Origin of the sequence: Mitsuaria sp. BK037, assembly GCF_014193045.1 — a bacterium.
Lineage (GTDB): Bacteria > Pseudomonadota > Gammaproteobacteria > Burkholderiales > Burkholderiaceae_C > Roseateles.
Window position 1 is genome coordinate 2,509,731 of record NZ_JACHYS010000001.1, and the last position, 16,305, is coordinate 2,526,035.

The 16,305-nt window shown below is 69.3% G+C and carries 16 protein-coding genes; 2 read left to right on the top strand and 14 right to left on the bottom strand.

Annotation, left to right across the window (positions count from 1 at the left end; all coding sequences use genetic code 11):
• Window positions 1-12: 12 nt before the first annotated feature.
• The 4 genes from FHT37_RS10360 to glk form a co-directional block, all read right to left on the bottom strand.
• Window positions 13-1,257 carry a type II toxin-antitoxin system HipA family toxin gene (locus FHT37_RS10360; protein ID WP_183480632.1) on the bottom strand — a complete coding sequence of 415 codons (1,245 nt, stop codon included), beginning with the start codon at window positions 1,255-1,257 and terminating at the stop codon, window positions 13-15.
• Window positions 1,254-1,604, bottom strand: coding sequence for an XRE family transcriptional regulator (locus FHT37_RS10365; RefSeq protein ID WP_183480634.1), 351 nt, complete (start codon window positions 1,602-1,604; stop codon window positions 1,254-1,256). The genes FHT37_RS10360 and FHT37_RS10365 overlap by 4 nt, the downstream gene beginning before the upstream one ends.
• A 172-nt stretch (window positions 1,605-1,776) precedes the next feature.
• Window positions 1,777-4,572 (bottom strand): TonB-dependent receptor, encoded by a 2,796-nt coding sequence (locus FHT37_RS10370; RefSeq protein ID WP_221210997.1) that lies wholly within the window; start codon window positions 4,570-4,572, stop codon window positions 1,777-1,779.
• Window positions 4,573-4,901: 329 nt separating this feature from the next.
• Complete coding sequence (gene glk / locus FHT37_RS10375; protein ID WP_310739735.1) at window positions 4,902-5,912, bottom strand: glucokinase; 1,011 nt, start codon at window positions 5,910-5,912, stop codon at window positions 4,902-4,904.
• Window positions 5,913-6,317: 405 nt separating this feature from the next.
• On the opposite strand from glk, the gene FHT37_RS10380 reads away from it, so the two are divergent.
• Window positions 6,318-8,231: a glucokinase gene (locus tag FHT37_RS10380; RefSeq protein ID WP_091732595.1), complete on the top strand. Its 1,914-nt coding sequence runs from the start codon at window positions 6,318-6,320 to the stop codon at window positions 8,229-8,231.
• 17 nt (window positions 8,232-8,248) lie between these two features.
• Complete coding sequence (locus tag FHT37_RS10385) at window positions 8,249-8,833, top strand: PH domain-containing protein (protein WP_183480635.1); 585 nt, start codon at window positions 8,249-8,251, stop codon at window positions 8,831-8,833.
• Window positions 8,834-8,911: 78 nt separating this feature from the next.
• Here the strand turns inward: FHT37_RS10385 and FHT37_RS10390 are convergent, their stop codons facing one another.
• The 10 genes from FHT37_RS10390 to FHT37_RS10435 form a co-directional block, all read right to left on the bottom strand.
• The gene (locus tag FHT37_RS10390; protein ID WP_183480637.1) at window positions 8,912-9,685 is read right to left on the bottom strand and encodes a class II aldolase/adducin family protein; all 774 of its coding nucleotides are present in this window, start codon (window positions 9,683-9,685) and stop codon (window positions 8,912-8,914) included.
• Between the two features lie 98 nt (window positions 9,686-9,783).
• Window positions 9,784-10,203, bottom strand: coding sequence for a hypothetical protein (locus FHT37_RS10395; RefSeq protein WP_183480639.1), 420 nt, complete (start codon window positions 10,201-10,203; stop codon window positions 9,784-9,786).
• Window positions 10,203-10,397 (bottom strand): hypothetical protein, encoded by a 195-nt coding sequence (locus FHT37_RS10400; RefSeq protein WP_141225431.1) that lies wholly within the window; start codon window positions 10,395-10,397, stop codon window positions 10,203-10,205. The genes FHT37_RS10395 and FHT37_RS10400 overlap by 1 nt, the downstream gene beginning before the upstream one ends.
• Window positions 10,398-10,589: 192 nt before the next feature.
• Complete coding sequence (locus FHT37_RS10405; protein WP_091732560.1) at window positions 10,590-11,783, bottom strand: acyl-CoA dehydrogenase; 1,194 nt, start codon at window positions 11,781-11,783, stop codon at window positions 10,590-10,592.
• Between the two features lie 66 nt (window positions 11,784-11,849).
• On the bottom strand, window positions 11,850-12,287 hold the full coding sequence (locus tag FHT37_RS10410) for a RidA family protein (protein WP_147240687.1): 438 nt from the start codon (window positions 12,285-12,287) through the stop codon (window positions 11,850-11,852).
• 13 nt (window positions 12,288-12,300) lie between these two features.
• Window positions 12,301-12,747, bottom strand: coding sequence for a thioesterase family protein (locus tag FHT37_RS10415; protein WP_091732553.1), 447 nt, complete (start codon window positions 12,745-12,747; stop codon window positions 12,301-12,303).
• 10 nt (window positions 12,748-12,757) lie between these two features.
• Window positions 12,758-13,471, bottom strand: coding sequence for an ABC transporter ATP-binding protein (locus FHT37_RS10420; protein ID WP_409072697.1), 714 nt, complete (start codon window positions 13,469-13,471; stop codon window positions 12,758-12,760).
• Window positions 13,468-14,352 (bottom strand): ABC transporter ATP-binding protein, encoded by an 885-nt coding sequence (locus tag FHT37_RS10425; protein WP_183480641.1) that lies wholly within the window; start codon window positions 14,350-14,352, stop codon window positions 13,468-13,470. The genes FHT37_RS10420 and FHT37_RS10425 overlap by 4 nt, the downstream gene beginning before the upstream one ends.
• Window positions 14,345-15,310: a branched-chain amino acid ABC transporter permease gene (locus FHT37_RS10430; RefSeq protein WP_409072707.1), complete on the bottom strand. Its 966-nt coding sequence runs from the start codon at window positions 15,308-15,310 to the stop codon at window positions 14,345-14,347. The genes FHT37_RS10425 and FHT37_RS10430 overlap by 8 nt, the downstream gene beginning before the upstream one ends.
• A 73-nt stretch (window positions 15,311-15,383) precedes the next feature.
• Window positions 15,384-16,304, bottom strand: a complete 921-nt coding sequence (locus FHT37_RS10435) for a branched-chain amino acid ABC transporter permease (protein ID WP_183480645.1) — start codon at window positions 16,302-16,304, stop codon at window positions 15,384-15,386.
• Between the last annotated feature and the right edge of the window lies 1 nt (window position 16,305).

Below are 16,305 nucleotides of genomic sequence, written 5' to 3' on the forward strand. Positions count from 1 at the left end.
CGGGGATCGGGCTCAAGCCAGATGCGCTGCGCGCTGGCGGGCAAGGAAGGGCCGATCGATCTGATCCGCGAGCAACGCGATGTCGCGCGGCGACACGCCCGCGCGTTGGAAGTGATCTCGCCAGCCGTCCACGGCGCGGGCGACCCGGGACACCTCGGCTTCGGCCTCCCGCTCCTTCAGGCCAAAGAAGCGCGCCTCGGTGAGCGCGTTGACGATCGTCGATTCATGCCCCTGCTCGCCGACGCGGAGCTGCTGGTAGCCGAGCGCCTGTCCCGAGGGCAGCACGTCGAAGGCCGGTGACAACACGAGTTCGCCGTGAGGGGCGGTCAGCAGCACATGGTTCTTCTCGTGGTCGTCGGTGTTGTCGATCAGGATGTTGAACACCATGCGCCGGAACAACTCGCGCATCTGGGCCTGCGCCAAGCCATCCTCGGCCACGCCTCGGCGGCGCAACAACTGGGCCAGTTCGGGGTATCCCAGATCCGCCTTCATCGCCCTCAGCGCCACATGGGCGGACATCGCGTGCAGCCGCTGCCCGTTGCGCCGATCGAAGCGGCGCACTGCCACCGCATTGCCGCGCGGCAACGGGATGGCACGCGTCTCGGCCGCCTCGATGCCGGCACTGGCGCACAAGGTCATCGTGGCATGCTCGACCAATGGCATGTCGAAGACCTCGCCCGGCTCGGAGAACTTGACGACCCACTGATGGCCGTCGATCTCGACCAGTCCCTTGGGGCGCGCGCCGCCGAAGGTCACGCCCGGCACGATCAGGCGCCGGCTGGCGTCGTCCACCGGCTCGCCGGCCAGGACACGCAGCGCCAGCGCCTCCATGGCCGCCACATCGGCCAATTGCGGCAGCGGCCCGAGCCGACGCGGCAGATAGGCATCCGGCGCGGTCGACACGCCCAGCGCGCCGAAACGCTCATGCCCGGCGTAGTACAGGTAATCGAGCACCGCCAGGCGCGGGGGCCTGTCGAGGAATCGGATCACGCGCTCGCCCCAACGGTCTGGACGGGCGTCGTCGACCGCGCCCGCGGCGCTTTCCTTGTCCGTTGGCAGGAACTCGCCCGGATCCAGGGGAAGGTCCTCGCTGAGCGCGAACCCGTTCTTCAACCAAGCCTGCGAGTAGGTGAGGGACACGCCCTTCAGCGGCCGGACCAGGCGCAGCTCGCCGATGGGACGAGGCGTCTGCGGGTCGCCCAGCCACCACAGCCACAACTGGTCGGTCGGCTCATAGGCCCCGCTGTCCATCGTCATGCGTCCTCTCCTGGCTTCACTGGGCCGTCGCTGCCGGCGGCGAGTCGCTCATCGATCGTCGTTCGCCGCTTCACCGCCCGCTGACGGGCGACCCGCACAGCCTGCGCCAGCGCGCCGCGATCATGCTCCGGCGCCGCGAGGTCCGGCAGGGCCGCGTCGCGCCCCATCAGCCACAGCGCCGTCGCGTAGACCGCCATCGACACCGTCGGGTCGCCCTTCTCCATGCGCATCAGCGTGGGTTCAGAAACGCCGATCCGCCGGGCCCACGACTTCAGCGGCTCCTGTCTTCGCTTGCGCGCCAAAGACAGGTTTTCGCCCAGTTCGCGCAGGTGCGCGAGCACGGCCATGGGCATCTGCTCGATCGCGGCTGGTCTTTTTGGCATGACATAGATATTAGTACAACGGCTGATTTGCCAACATCTATGTTTGTTGAGCCAAAGAAACAGCCCCGCCGGCTCTCGCCGTGCGGGGCTGCATCACTCGACCCACCGGGCCCGGCCCGGTGGCTTCAGCGGGCCATCAGAACTTGTAGGTCGCCCCCAGCAGGAAGGTGCGGCCCCACTTGATGTACTCCAGCGGGCGGTCCTTGGTCTGCGCGTAGGTGCGGTAGGCCTCGTCGGTCAGGTTGTTGACCTGCGCCAGCAGCCCCAGTCCCTTCAGCGGACCTTCGGTGAAGTTGTAGCCGATCTGCGCGTCGACGATGCTCTCGCCCACCACGTAGCGCAGCGTGCGCGAACCGTTGAAGTTGCCGATCTCGCCGATGAAGTCGGACCGCTTGCGCTGGCTGATCCGGAACTCGAAGCCGTTGGCCTCGTAGTACGCGGTCAGGTTGTAGACCCGCTTGGACAGGCCCGGCAGCGAGATCGGCCCGCTGCCCACGCTGCTCGCGCTGTCCGGATCCTTGATCGAGATGTTGCTGTCGTTGAAGGTCGCGCTGGCGACGATGCCGAAGCCGTTCAGCATCGGGCTCACCAGGTTGAGCGGCAGCGACGCCGTCAGCTCCAGGCCCTTGAGCTGACCACCCTTCCCGTTGTACGGGGCGGTGAAATCGCCGGTCAGCTGCGCCGGCGGCTGGCCCGGCTGCGGCACGTAGTCGACGACGAAACGCGAGAAGTCGTAGCCATCCACCGTCTGCTTGTAGATGTAGCTGCGCAGGTCCTTGTAGTAGGCGGCCGCCGCCACGTAGGCCTTGTTGCCGAAGTACTTCTCCCACGACAGGTCGACGGCGTTGGCACGCCACGGATTCAGCGTCGGGTTGCCGCCCGTGGCGCCCGGCCTGCCGGTCGTGCCGTTGACGCCGAACTCCAGGCCCGCGTTCATCTGCTCCACGCGCGGACGCGCCATCTGCTTGGCCAGCGCGAAGCGCACCGTCTGCTCGCCCGGCAGGCTCCACGACAGGTTCATCGAGGGCAGGTAGTCGGTGTAGGTCTTGCCGCCCTCGATCGGCTTCACGCCGCCCGCGTTGTTGTTGAGCGTCGCGTCCCAGTAGTTGGACTGCGAGGACTGGTCGGTGCGCACGACCTGCAGCCCGATGTTGCCGCGCATCGGCACGCCGAAGGTGGTCGCGTCCAGGTTGCCCTTCAGGAAGGCGGTGGTCGTCTTCTCCTTGACCTGCCAGGCCTTGGGGATCAGGTAGCTGGCCGTCTCCGTCGGCGCGAAGGTCATGTAGCGGCCGACCGCGCCCGGCACGTTCCACGCCGGGATCAGGCCCAGGCCGGCGAAGCTCAGGTCCACCGGGCTGTACTGCAGGTCCGGCGCGATCGCGGTGTCGCCCTGCGCACCGACGTTGATGTTGCCTTCCGGCTGGCGCTTCTTCTTCGAGCGGTCCGCGTAGTTCAGGCCCGCCTCGAAGTCGGAGAACAGCCCGGAGGCGAAGTCGGGCGCCGGCAGGTTGCCCACCAGCTTGAAGCCGGTCAGCTCGTCCTTGACGCTGGGCACCTTGCCGTAGCCGGAGCCGTAGATCGTGTTCTGCAGCAGCAGCTGGGTCGGGTCCGAATAGTTGCGCAGCCCCGGCACGATCTGCGAGAAGCCGCCGGTGCGGAACGCCAGGCCCACGTTGTCCAGCGGCCAGTCGGTCGCGGAGGCCCGGGCCAGCTGCGTGTTGTTCTCCAGGCTCAGCTCGTTGCGGGTGGCGCGCGAGTAGTTCACGTCAGCCGTCAGCGACAGGCCGCTCTCGAACTTCAGCTTGTTGTTCCAGCCCGCGGCGACGATCTTGTCGTCGCGCTTGTTGTACATGCCGCGCACCAGCGGATAGGCATTCAGCAGCGTGCCGCCGGTCTGGGTGCCGTTGTCGTTGACGGTGGGGTTCGACCAGTTCAGGCCGGCCGGCGGGTTGTTGCCGTTCCAGCCCAGGTTCATCTCGAACTGGTTGGCGGTGTCGACCTGCTTGGCCTTGGTCCAGAAGCCGTCGACGACGCTGGTCCAGTTCTGGCTCGGACGGAACTCGATCGTGCCCATCAGCGCGTCGCGCTCGCTCTTGCCGGTGCGGCGCAGCGCCTTGATGCCGCCGGAGTTGTAGGTGCCCGCCGGCAGGCCGGTGCGGCCGGTCTGGTCCCAGGGCTCGTAGAAGCCGACCTGCTCTTCCTGGACCGGCGTCTCCTGGTGCGCATAACCCAGCGACACGCCGATGCTGCGGTTGGCGAACTGGTCGATGTAGCTGGCGCTCAGGCGGTTGCCGGTGGCGCTGGCGTCGGCCGCCTTGCCCAGCGAGTTGCGCTGGCCGCGGGCGTTCAACGTCACCACGCGGTTGCTGAAATTCAGCGGACGGACCGTCTGCATGTCGATGGTGCCCGACAGGCCCTGGCCGACCAGTCCCGCTTCCGGCGTCTTGTAGACCACCACGGCGCTGAGCAGTTCCGACGGGTACTGGTCGAACTCGACGCTGCGGTTGTCGCCGGTGGAGACCAGTTCGCGACCGTTGAGCAGCGTGGTCGCGAAGTCGGGCGACAGGCCGCGGACCGAGATCACCTGCGCGCGTCCCGCGACGCGCTGCGCCGACAGGCCGGGCAGACGGGCGATGGACTCGGCGATCGACACGTCGGGCAGCTTGCCGATGTCCTCGGCGGAGACGGCCTCGACGATCGCGTCGGCATTCTTCTTGACCGAGATGGCGGCCTCGATGCCGCGGCGGATGCCGGTGACGGTCACCGTCTCCAGCGTCTTGTCGGCCGCGGCCTTGGCGGCAGCTTCCTTGTCCGTTTCGGTCTGGGCCTGCTGCGCCTGGGCGGCGCCGGCCATCAGGGCCAGCGTCACCAGGCAGCCGGCGGCGACCGGCTGCACACGGAACAGCTCGCGGGGGGCGTGCGATGTCTTCATTGGGTTTGTCTCCTGTAGCTCTGGCTGCGCTCGAGCGTCTTCTGGCGCTCGCTGGCTCGTCCTGCGGGGCACTGCGACCGGGAGGTTCACGTTGCAGGGACCACGGAACCCCTTGTTCGGAAAGAATTCTGTACTAAAACTAGATCACCCACCTAGTTCTCGCAAACCCTGGCGCTATTGAGTTAGCCGATTTATGGTGTGAAAACCACGAATAGTCTGCGGGTTTCCACCGATAAAGCCGCAAAATGAGCAGCGGAAATGAAAAACGGCGACCGCGCGGGTCGCCGTTTTGGCTTGGTGATGTAGCTGTACTACAGCGCGTCGCTTCCTCAGCGCACCGACTGCTCCAGCGCGAACGCGGCGCCGGCCAGTGCCGTCAGGGTGTCGGTGATCAACACGCAGGGAACGGCCGCCAGGTAGGAGGCGAAGCGCCCCTTGGCCTCGAAGCGCTCGCGGAACGGCGACTCGAAGAAGCGATCCCCCAGGCGCGGCACGATGCCACCACCGATGTAGACGCCGCCGCGCGCCCCCAGCGCCAGCGCGACGCTGCCGGCGAAGCTGCCCAGGAAGGCGCTGAACTGCGTCATCGTCCGCGCGCAGATCTCGTCACCGCCCAGCGCGCGCTCCACGATCTGCTCCGCGGTCAGGCGCTGCGCCGGCGGCTGGCCCGCCACGGTCGCGACCGCGGCATGCAGCGTCGGCAGGCCGATGCCCGACAGGAAGCGCTCGGCCGACACATGCGGGAACTCGCGCCGCGCGACGGCGAGCAGTTCGCTTTCATAGTCATTGATCGGGGCCAGCGTCATGTGACCGCCCTCCCCCGGCAGCGCGATCCAGCCGCCCGAGGTCTCGATCACGCCGCCGACGCCCAGCCCGGTGCCGGGCCCGATCACCGCCAGCGTGCCGCGCGGCGTCGTCAGCGCGGGCCCAGGGACCGCGGCCACCTGGTCCGGTCGCAGGCCGGGCAGCGACAGCGCCAGCGCCTCGAAGTCGTTCAGCAGCCGCAGCTCGTCCAGGCCGAGGTCGGCCTGCAGCTGGCTGCGGGAGAAGGTCCAGTGGCTGTTGGTCAACTCGATGCGGTCGCTCTTGATCGCGGTCGCGAGCGCCAGCGACGCCCGCCGAGGCCGCGCCTGCACGCCCAGGCCGGCGAGTTCCTTCAGATAGGCCTCGGCCGCCGCGCGCAGCGATTCATATTGAGCGACCGGCAGCTTGCGCACATGCTCGACCGACTTGCCGGGGCCGTCGACCCACGCGAAGCGGGCATTGCTGCCGCCGATGTCCGCCACCAGCCACGGATACCCCGCGGCGCCCGTCGTCGCCACACCCTGATCTGCTTGCACTGTGCTTGTCCTGCTTGTTCGGCTTGTTGAAGCGCACCCCCAAGGTGCGCCGGAGGCCGCCTCGGAGGCGGAATCCGCGCAAGGTAGCAAAACTACAGCAATCGCACAAGAGCACTGTCACCCGGTCGCCCATTTCGCGACGGTGATCATGACGCAATCACTCCGCTTTCGTCGGCAAATGCTTGTCACTAATCACTTTTACCTCCCCATCCATGCCGCTGGCGGCCTCGAAAATCACTGTAGTCTCACTACAGCGCCACACGCCAAGACCAAGGCACGGCTAGGGGCGAACCCTTCCGGCGCTCCCGGGCGTGGAGGCCATAATCGCCGCTTCCCCGCCGTCCCCGCGCCGCCCCGATCCGCCCGGATCCATGCCAGGCCCGAGGCGGCCAGCACCTCTCCTTCATGCGTGAATTCGACAGTCCCCGGCTGATCGCCGACATCGGCGGCACCTTCGCCCGCTTCGCCCTGGAGACCTCCCCGGGAGAGTTCGAGCACATCGCGCTGCTGCGCTGCGCCGAGCACGCCGACTTCCACGCCGCCGTGCGGGCCTTCATGGACCGGTTGCCGCGCCAGCTGCGGGTGGCGCACGCGGCGATCGCGATCGCCAACCCGGTCGAGGGCGACCAGGTGCGGATGACCAACTACCACTGGCAGTTCTCGATCGAGGAAGCGCGCCAGCGCCTCGGCCTGGACACGCTGGTGGTCGTCAACGACTTCACCGCGCTGGCGATGGCGCTGCCGCGGCTGCGGGGCGGCGAGATCCGCCAGATCGGCGGCGGCGAGCCGCGCGCCCACAGCGTGATCGGGCTGCTGGGCTCGGGCTCGGGCCTGGGCGTGTCGGGCCTGATCCCGGCGGGCGAGGGCTGGATCTCGCTGGGCTCCGAAGGCGGCCACACCAACTTCGCGCCGCGCGACGAACGCGAGATCGCGCTGCTGCGCTTCGCCTGGAACGAGTACGAGCACGTCTCCTTCGAGCGGCTGCTGTCCGGCCCGGGCCTGGAGCTGATGCACCGCGCGATGGCGGACTACCTCCAGCGCCCGTCGGAGCCGCTGAGCGCGCCGGAGATCACCGCCCGCGCGCTGGAGGCCACCGACCCGGTCTGCGAGGAGACGCTGGAGCTCTTCTGCACGCTGCTGGGCACGGCCGCGGCCAACCTGGCGGTGACGCTGGGCGCCTTGGGCGGCATCTACATCGGCGGCGGCATCGTGCCGCGGCTGGGCGAGTATTTCGACCGCTCGCGCTTCCGCGCCCGCTTCGAGGACAAGGGCCGCTTCTCCGACTACGTCGCCGCGATTCCCACCTTCGTGATCACCGCGGAGCACGCCACCTTCAAGGGCGCGTCGGCGATCCTGGAGGCGCAGCTGCGCAGCCTGCAGACCAGCGGCGGCGCGTCGGCGATCGTCGGCCAGATCCGGCGCGCGCGCGACGGCCTGTCGCCGGCCGAGCAGCGCGTCGCGGACCATGTGCTGGCGCATTCGCGCAAGGTGCTGAACGATCCGATCGCCGAGATCGCCAAGGCCGCCAACGTCAGCCAGCCGACGGTGATCCGCTTCTGCCGCTCGCTGGGCTGCGAGGGGCTGTCCGACTTCAAGCTGCGGCTGGCGTCGGGCCTGACGGGCACGGTGCCGGTCAGCCACACGCAGGTGACGCAGGACGACTCGATGGTCGAGCTCGGCGAGAAGGTGCTGGGCAACACCGCGTCGGCGATCCTGCAGGTGCGCAGCCAGCTCAACCGCGACATGATCGACCGCAGCATCGAGCTGCTGCTGAAGGCCTCGCGCATCGAGTTCTTCGCGATCGGCCATTACGGCGTGGTCGCGCAGGATGCGCAGTTCAAGTTCCTGCGCCTGGGCGTGGCCTGCAACGCCTACGTGGAGCCGCGGCTGCAGCTGCTGGCGGCGCAGACGCTCAAGCCGGGCGACGTGGCGGTGCTGATCAGCAGCAGCGGCAAGCTGCCGGAGCTGATCGCGGTGGCCGACGCGGCGCGCGAGCGCGGCGCCCATGTGGTGGCGATCACCGCCAGCCAGTCGCCGCTGGCGAAGAAGGCCGACGCGGCGCTGATCGTCGACCACGTCGAGGACGTCGCGACACACCTGCCGATGATCAGCCGCATCCTGCACCTGCTGGTGATCGACATGCTGGCGGTGGGCGTGGCGATGCGGCGCGATCCGGCGGGACCGGCCGGCGCGGTGCTTGGCGCCGCGCATCCGGACCTGGACGAGACCGACGAGGACGGCCGCGTCAGCGCGCGCCGCGCGGCGCCGGGCGTCAGCCTGGCCTCGCCGCTGGCCAAGCTCACGGCGCACAGCCGCTGAGGGAGACGCGATCCCGCATGCAAGACACCTGGTGGCAATCGCTCGTCCAATGGACGCTCTGGGGCGCCGCGATGGCGCTCGTCATGGGCTGGGTCGGCCGCAACCGGCTGAAGCCCCGTCCCGAGGCTGAGGCGCAGTTGCTGCGCCATCCGATCAGCACGCTGGTGATCGGCGTCATCGGCGCGGTGTTCTTCTTCGGGCTCGCGATCATCTCCAACACCGTCGGCAAGAACCCCACCGCGACCGTCTGGACCACGCTCTGCTTCATCAGCCTCGGGCTGATGTCGGCGCCGATGATCCTGGACTACGTCTACGGCCGCCACCAGGTGTCGGAGGAAGCCATCGCCTATGGCCGCCTGCTCGGCCGGCGCGGCGTCATGCGCTGGGCGGACGTCCGGCGGATCCGCTTCTCGCCGGGCATGAAATGGTTCGTGCTGGAAGACCAGCAGCGCACCCGCGTGCGCGTCTCGGCGATGCTGATGGGCCTGCCGGAGTTCGCGCGGCTCGCGCTGGCGCGGGTGCCGCCCGAGGCCCTCGACGACCGCACCCGCACGCTGCTCACCGAGACCAGCCTGGGTCGGCCACCGCGGGTCTGGGGCTGAGCCCGGCTTCTGGCGGACCCAGGCGGCCCGCGCTGGCCACGACGCCCAGCCGCCCCGCTGGTAGCAGGGCGTCTCGCTTCAGGCGTCGAACCCGGGGCACTGCCGATGCGCCTGCCGCAGCAGCGTCGGCCAGACGAAGGCACCGCCCAGGCCGCCGGTCTGCACCCGCATCGACTCGGCGGTGCCGCGGATGACCGCGTCGTCGACCGGCGTGAGCGCCGCGCCGCCGGCCTGCGCGGCGATCTGGATCTGGCAAGCGCTCTCGAAGGTGTACATCGACAGGAAGGCGTCACCGATGGTCCTGCCCACGGTCAGCAGGCCGTGGTTGCGCAGGCAGTAGAAGATCTTGTCGCCGAGGTCGCGCTGCAAGCGCGGCTGCTCGTCCGGACGGATCGCGACGCCCTCGTAGTCGTGGTACGCCAGCGAGGCCAGCACGAAGGTCGACTGCTGCGAGATCGGCAGCACGCCGTCCTTCTGCGCCGACACCGCCACGCCGGCCCGCGTGTGCGTGTGCAGCACGCAACCCACGTCCGGCCGCGCCGCATGGATGGCCGAATGGATGATGAAGCCGGCCTGATTCACCGGGAACGGCGTCTCCTGCAGCTTGTTGCCGAGCGCGTCGACCTTGATCAGGCTGGAGGCCGTGATCTCGTCGAACATCAGGCCGTAGGGGTTGATCAGGAACTCATGCGCATCGCCGGGCAGCCGCGCGCTGATGTGCGTGAAGATCAGGTCGCTCCAGCCGTAGCGCGCCACCAGCCGGTAGCAGGCGGCCAGGTCCACGCGCAGCTGCCATTCGGCGTCGCTGACCTGGCCCTTGAGCGATGGGATCCGGGCGGTGATGTCGTCCATGAACGCGTCTCCTGGTCGCGCCCGGCCCTTCCTCGGGCCGGGTCCGCGGCGGATCGTCCTCCCGGAGCGCCACCGCGGCTGTCGCGTTCAGGACATCGTCATTGAGCAAGGTACTTCAGCAAGCCAGACCAGAAGTTGATCTTGCTTCCGAACACCAGCACGACAAGGAAGACGGAAATGCCCGCGGCGATCAGGTTGGCAATGACGTTGGACCACACGCCGGACCAGAAGCCGAGCGTGCGTTCGATCCGCCTCAGCCGCCTCAGATGATCGGCCTCAGCGTCCGCCAGCGCGTCCGACAGCGACTCCTCGGCCATATCCTCGAGCATCATTTCCGCGCGCGTGCGGTACGTGTCGATCTGCGATGGCAGATTCATGCTCAGCACAAAGCCGTGCACATCCACCTGCGGATGCGCCTTCATGAATTCCACCTTGTCCGCCTTGTAGAGCGCGTACGCAATCAGGCCTGCAAGGTCCCTGGGGTTCTGAACGAAGGACTGGAATGTCTGGTGCAGCATCAGACGATGACCTTGGCTTTCGCCAACCATCGCTCAAGTGCATTGTTCGCGGCCCTGACGATGTCCTCACGGCTGGGAAGTACGGCGCGCACCGCAGGCGACGGCTCGTGGTCACGCTCACGCGTCATGAGACGCTTGTTCGCGCGCCGGATCGTGTGCACGGTGATGTACTTGCGGGCAGCCGAGGACTTCATGGGAAGCGACCCTACAGCCGTGAGGCCATGGGGCTAATTGGCAATGATCGAACGGCGACGGACCTGCGATGCGGCGCATGAGCCGGCGAACAGGAACGAATGGTCGGCAGCATTGCACTGCCGGAGATCTCGATCAATGACCCGTATCAGTGACGAGCCCCGCTGGAAGAAGGCTCCGGCGGGGCAGGTCGTTCAGAACGCCGCGATCCCCGTCTGCGCCCGTCCCAGGATCAACGCGTGGATGTCATGCGTGCCCTCGTAGGTGTTGACCACCTCGAGATTGACCAGGTGGCGCGCGATGCCGAACTCGTCGCTGATGCCGTTGCCGCCCAGCATGTCCCGCGCGGTGCGCGCGATCTCCAGCGACTTGCCACAGCTGTTGCGCTTCATGATCGAGGTGATCTCCACCGCCGCCGTGCCCTCGTCTTTCATGCGCCCCAGCCGCAGGCAGCCCTGCAGGCCCAGCGTGATCTCGGTCTGCATGTCGGCCAGCTTCTTCTGCACCAGCTGGTTGGCGGCCAGCGGCTTGCCGAATTGCTTGCGATCCATCGTGTACTGCCGCGCGGTGTGCCAGCAGGCCTCGGCCGCGCCCAGCGCGCCCCAGGCGATGCCATAGCGGGCGCTGTTCAGGCAGGTGAACGGGCCCTTCAGGCCGCGCACCTCGGGGAAGGCGTTCTCCTCGGGGCAGAACACCTCGTCCATCACGATCTCGCCGGTGATGGACGCGCGCAGCCCCACCTTGCCGTGGATCGCCGGCGCGCTCAGGCCCTTCCAGCCCTTCTCCAGCACGAAACCGCGGATCTGGCCGCCATCGTCCTTGGCCCAGACGACGAACACGTCCGCGATCGGGCTGTTGGTGATCCACATCTTGCTGCCGCTGAGCGAGTAGCCGCCCTCGACCTTGCGCGCCCGCGTGATCATCGACCCCGGGTCCGAGCCGTGGTTCGGCTCGGTCAGCCCGAAGCAGCCGATCCACTCGCCGCTGGCCAGCTTGGGCAGGTACTTGCGCTTGGTCGCCTCGTTGCCGAACTCGTGGATCGGCACCATCACCAGCGAGCTCTGCACGCTCATCATCGAGCGGTAGCCGCTGTCCACGCGCTCGACCTCGCGCGCGATCAGGCCGTAGCAGACATAGTTCAGTCCGGCGCCGCCGTATTCCTCGGGGATGGTCGGGCCCAGCAGGCCGAGCTCGCCCATCTCGCGGAAGATCGCCGCGTCGGTCTTCTCATGCCGGAAGGCCTCCAGCACCCGCGGCGCCAGCCGGTCCTGGCAGTAGGCCCGCGCCGCGTCGCGCACGGCGCGCTCGTCGTCGCTCAGCTGCTGCTCCAGCAGCAGCGGATCGTCCCAGTGGAATGCGGCCTTCGCGGCCTTGGATGCTTGGCTCATGATGTCTCTTCCGTTCCTGTTGATGTGACTGCGTCTCCCGGGACGCGGCGCAGGCTGGGACCGATCCTAGTCCCGCGCCGGCACCACCGCCGTCACCTCGATTTCAACCTTCGCACGATCCTCGATCAGCCCCGCCACCTGCACGGCGGTCATCGCGATGCCGTACTCGCTGCCCAGCACCTCGCGGTAGGCCTGCCCGACCTCGCGGCCGCGCGCGACGTACTCCCGCTTGTCGACCAGGTACCAGGTCATCCGCGCAATGTGCCTGGGCTCGGCCCCGGCCTCGGCCAGCACCGCCTTGATGTTGATCAAGGCCTGCCGCACCTGGTCGACGAAATCGTCGCTCTCGAACTGGCACTGCCCGTTCCAGCCGATCTGGCCGGCGACGAAGACCTGCGTGCCGACCGCGGCGACGCCATTGGCATAACCGCGCGGCGCGGCCCAGGCCGCCGGCTGCAGCAGGCGCTTTGCGGCGGGGGTGTTCTTCTCGTTCTCGTGGCTCATCGTCGTGACTCCTCTACTGCTCGGACGATTGATGGGATTGCTGCGCCTGGACCGCCCGCACCAGCGCGGCGCGGACGTCCTCGGGAAAGGGCTGGGACTGATGCGTCTCCAGCGAGGTGCACACCAGCACCTGGCCGAAGCTCACGCGCGCGCCGTCGGCGCCGTCGAAGCGCACCCTCAGCGACAGCGAGCTGCGCCCCACCCGCTCGATCCACAGCCGCTGCGTGAGCCGGTCGCCCTGGCGGCTGATGCGCTCGAAGTTGGTCTGCAGCTGCACCGTGGGCAGGCCAATGCGACGCGGGCCCAGCAACTCGGCGTACGACACGCCCAGGCCCTCGTTGAACCAGTCTTCGACGAAGGCGTTCAGCAGCTCGTAGTAGCGCGGGAAGAAAACGATGCCGGCCGGGTCGCAATGACCGAAGCGGATCAGCACCTCACGCTCGAAGGCGGCGTTCGTCACATCGTCCTCCTCAGACGCCCAGATGGCGGTGCCACACGCCGTGATCGGCCGCCAGCGCCGCGGAGTCGCCCCGCCAGACGACCTGGCCACGCTCCACGATGCTGTGCCGGTCGGCGAGGCGGATCAGCCGCTTCACGTACTTGTCGACCACCAGGATGGTCTGGCCCGCCTGGCGCAGCGTGTCCAGGCAGCGCCAGATGTCCTCGCGGATCAGCGGCGCCAGGCCCTCGGTGGCCTCGTCCAGCACCAGCAGCCGCGGATTGGTGACCAGCGCGCGGCCGATGGCGAGCATCTGCTGCTCGCCGCCGGACAGCTGCTGGCCGAGGTTGGCCGCGCGCTCCCGCAGCCGCGGGAACAGCGCAAAGACCCGCTCGACGCTCCACGGCTCGGCCGCGCGGCAGCGGTTGGCCTCGAAGGCCCGCAGGTGCTCCAGCACGCTGAGGTTGGGGAAGACCTGGCGCCCCTCGGGCACGATGGCCAGGCCCAGCCGCGCGATGCGGTCGGCGCGCCAGCCGGTCACGTCCTCGCCGGCGAAGCGGATGCGCCCGCCGCTCGGCGCCAGCCAGCCGGACAGGCAACGCAGCGTCGTGCTCTTGCCCATGCCGTTGCGGCCCAGCAGCGTCGCGACCTCGCCCGGCGCGATGCGCAGGTCGACGCCGAACAGCACCTGGCTGCCGCCGTAGCCGGCGCGCAGGCCCTCGATCTCGAGCAGCGCGTCGCTCATGCGCCCTCCTTCGCCGGATGGCTCCGGGCCGACGGGCCGGCCGCGTCCGCCGCATCCATCGCGTCCGCCCGGTCCGCGTCATCCGCCTCGTCGCCGAGGTAGGCCTGCCGGACCGCCGCGTCGTTGCGGATCTCGTCCGGCGTGCCCGTGGCGATGACGCGCCCGCTCACCAGCACCGACACGCGGTCGGCGAGCCGGAAGACCGCGTCCATGTCGTGCTCGACCAGCAGCAGCGTCAGCCGCTGCGCCTTCAGCGCCGACAGCAGCTCGACCATGCGCGCCGACTCGTCCGGCCCCATGCCCGCCATCGGCTCGTCCAGCAGCAGCAGCCGCGGCCGCGCCGCCAGCGCCAGCGCGAGTTCCAGCTGGCGCTGCTCGCCATGCGCCAGCGTGCCCGCGACGCGGTCGGCCATCGCCGTCAGACCCACCAGCGCCAGCATCGCCTCGGCATCGGCATAAGCGGCCTCGTCCGCGCGCGCCGGTCGCCACCACGAGGGCGCCGCCGGCCGCCGCGCGAGCACCGCCAGCACCACGTTGTCCAGCACGGTGAAGCGCCGGTAGATGCTGGTGATCTGGAACGAGCGCACCAGGCCGCCGCGCACGCGCTGCGGCATCGACAGCGCGGTGACGTCCTCGCCGTCGAAGAACAGGCCGCCGCCATCGGGCGCCAGCGCGCCGGAGATCTGGTGGATCAGCGTCGTCTTGCCGGCCCCGTTCGGGCCGATCAGCGCATGGGTCTCGCCGGCGCGCACCTCGAGGCTGGCCTCGTCGGTCGCGGTCAGCGCGCCGAAGCGCTTCACCAGCCGATGCACCTGCAGCAGCGCGAGCTCGGGCAAGCGCGACGGCGCCGCCCTCGACAGGTCGTGCAGAGCCTCAGGCATGCGCGGCCTCCTTGGACCGGCCGCTCCTGCGCCCGACCAGCCCGGTGAGCCCGCGCGGCGCGAAGAGCACGACCACCAGCAGGATCGCGCCGAGCGCGAACTGCCAGTGGATCGTGACGCCCGACAGCAGCTCCTCGAGCAGCAGGAAGGCGGCCGCGCCCAGCGGGCCGCCCCACAGCGCGCCGGCGCCGCCCAGGATCACCATCACCATCAGCTGGCCCGACTGCGACCAGTGCATCAGGTGCGGCGACACCAGGCCGTTCAGGTTGGCCAGCAGCGCGCCGGCCAGGCCCGCGATCGCACCGGCGACGACAAAGGCGGTCCACTGCACCGCGAAGACCCGGCCGCCGGTCGCGGCGACGCGGGTCTCGTTCTCCCGCGCCGCCTGCAGCAGCCAGCCCAGCGGCGAATTGACCAGCCGGCGCAGGCCCGCGAACACCAGCGCGAAGATGGCCAGCGCGACCCAGTAGAACGAGGCATCGTCGGCGAGGCTGAGCGGCAGGCCGGACAGGGTCGAGCGCGCCGCCAGCGGCAGGCCGTCGTCACCGCCGTAGGCCTTCAGCGAAACCGCCAGGTAATGGAACATCTGCGCGAAGGCCAGCGTGATCATGATGAAGTACACGCCGCGCGTGCGCAGGCTGATGGCGCCGATCACCGCCGCCGCGACGCCCGACACGACCATCGCGGCCGGCCATGCGATCCAGGCCGAGCCGATGCCCGCGTCCGCGAGCACGCCGACGGTGTAGGCGCCCAGGCCGACGAAGGCCGCGTGGCCGAAGCTCACCAGCCCGCCGAAGCCCAGGATCAGGTTCAGGCTCGCCGCGGCGATCGCGAAGATCAGCACCCGCGTCGCGACCACCGTGTAGAACTCCAGGCCCAGCGCCTGCAGCAGCGGCGGCAAGGCCGCCAGCGCCGCCAGCAGCGCCCAGGCCCACGGGCCCAGGGCGCGATGGTGCAGCAGCGTGTGGCGGGTCGTCACGGGCTCGTTGATCGGCCCAATGATCGGCTCGGTGATCGGCTCTGTCATGGGCTCAGCCTCTCGCGGGGAACAGGCCGCGCGGTTTCCAGAACAGCACCGCCGCCATCAGCAGGTAGATCAGGATCGACGCCAGCGCCGGCCCGAGGTTGGACGCCACCTCCGGCGACGCCACCTGCCGCAGCACCGCGGGCAGCAGCGTGCGCGAGCCGGTGTCCACCAGCCCCACCAGCAGCGCGCCGACCAGCGCGCCGCGGATCGAGCCGATGCCGCCGATCACGATCACGACGAAGGCCAGGATCAGGATGCTCTCGCCCATGCCCACCTGCACCGCCAGCAAGGGGCCCAGCAGCGAGCCCGCCAGCGCGCACAGCGCCGCGCCGACGCCGAAGACCGCGGTGAACAGCCGGTCCGCGGGCACGCCCATCGCAGTGGTCATCGCGCGGTTGGAGGCGCCGGCCCGTACCCACATGCCCCAGCGCGTGCGCGTGACCAACAGGTACAGCCCCACCGCCACGACCAGCCCCACGCCGATGATGAGCAGCCGGTAGGCGGGATACATCAGCCCGGGCAGCAGCTCGACGGGACCGGACAGCGCGGCCGGCGTGTTCAGCATCAGCGGCTGCTCGCCCCAGATCATGCGCACGCCTTCGTTGAGCATCAGGATCAGCGCGAAGGTCGCCAGCACCTGGCTCAGGTGGTCGCGCTGGTAGAGCCGGCGCAGCAGCGTCACCTCCAGCGCCATGCCCAGGAGCGCGGTGCCCGCGATCGCCGCCAGCACGGCGATGCCGAAGGACGCGCCTGCCGCCATCGCCGCCGCGGCCAGGTAGGCGCCGACCATGTACAGCGAGCCATGCGCCAGGTTGATCAGGTCCATGATGCCGAAGACCAACGTCAGGCCGGCCGCCAGCAGGAACAGCATCAGCCCGAACTGCAGGCCGTTGAGGGCCTGCTCGGCGACGAGGATGAGGTCCATC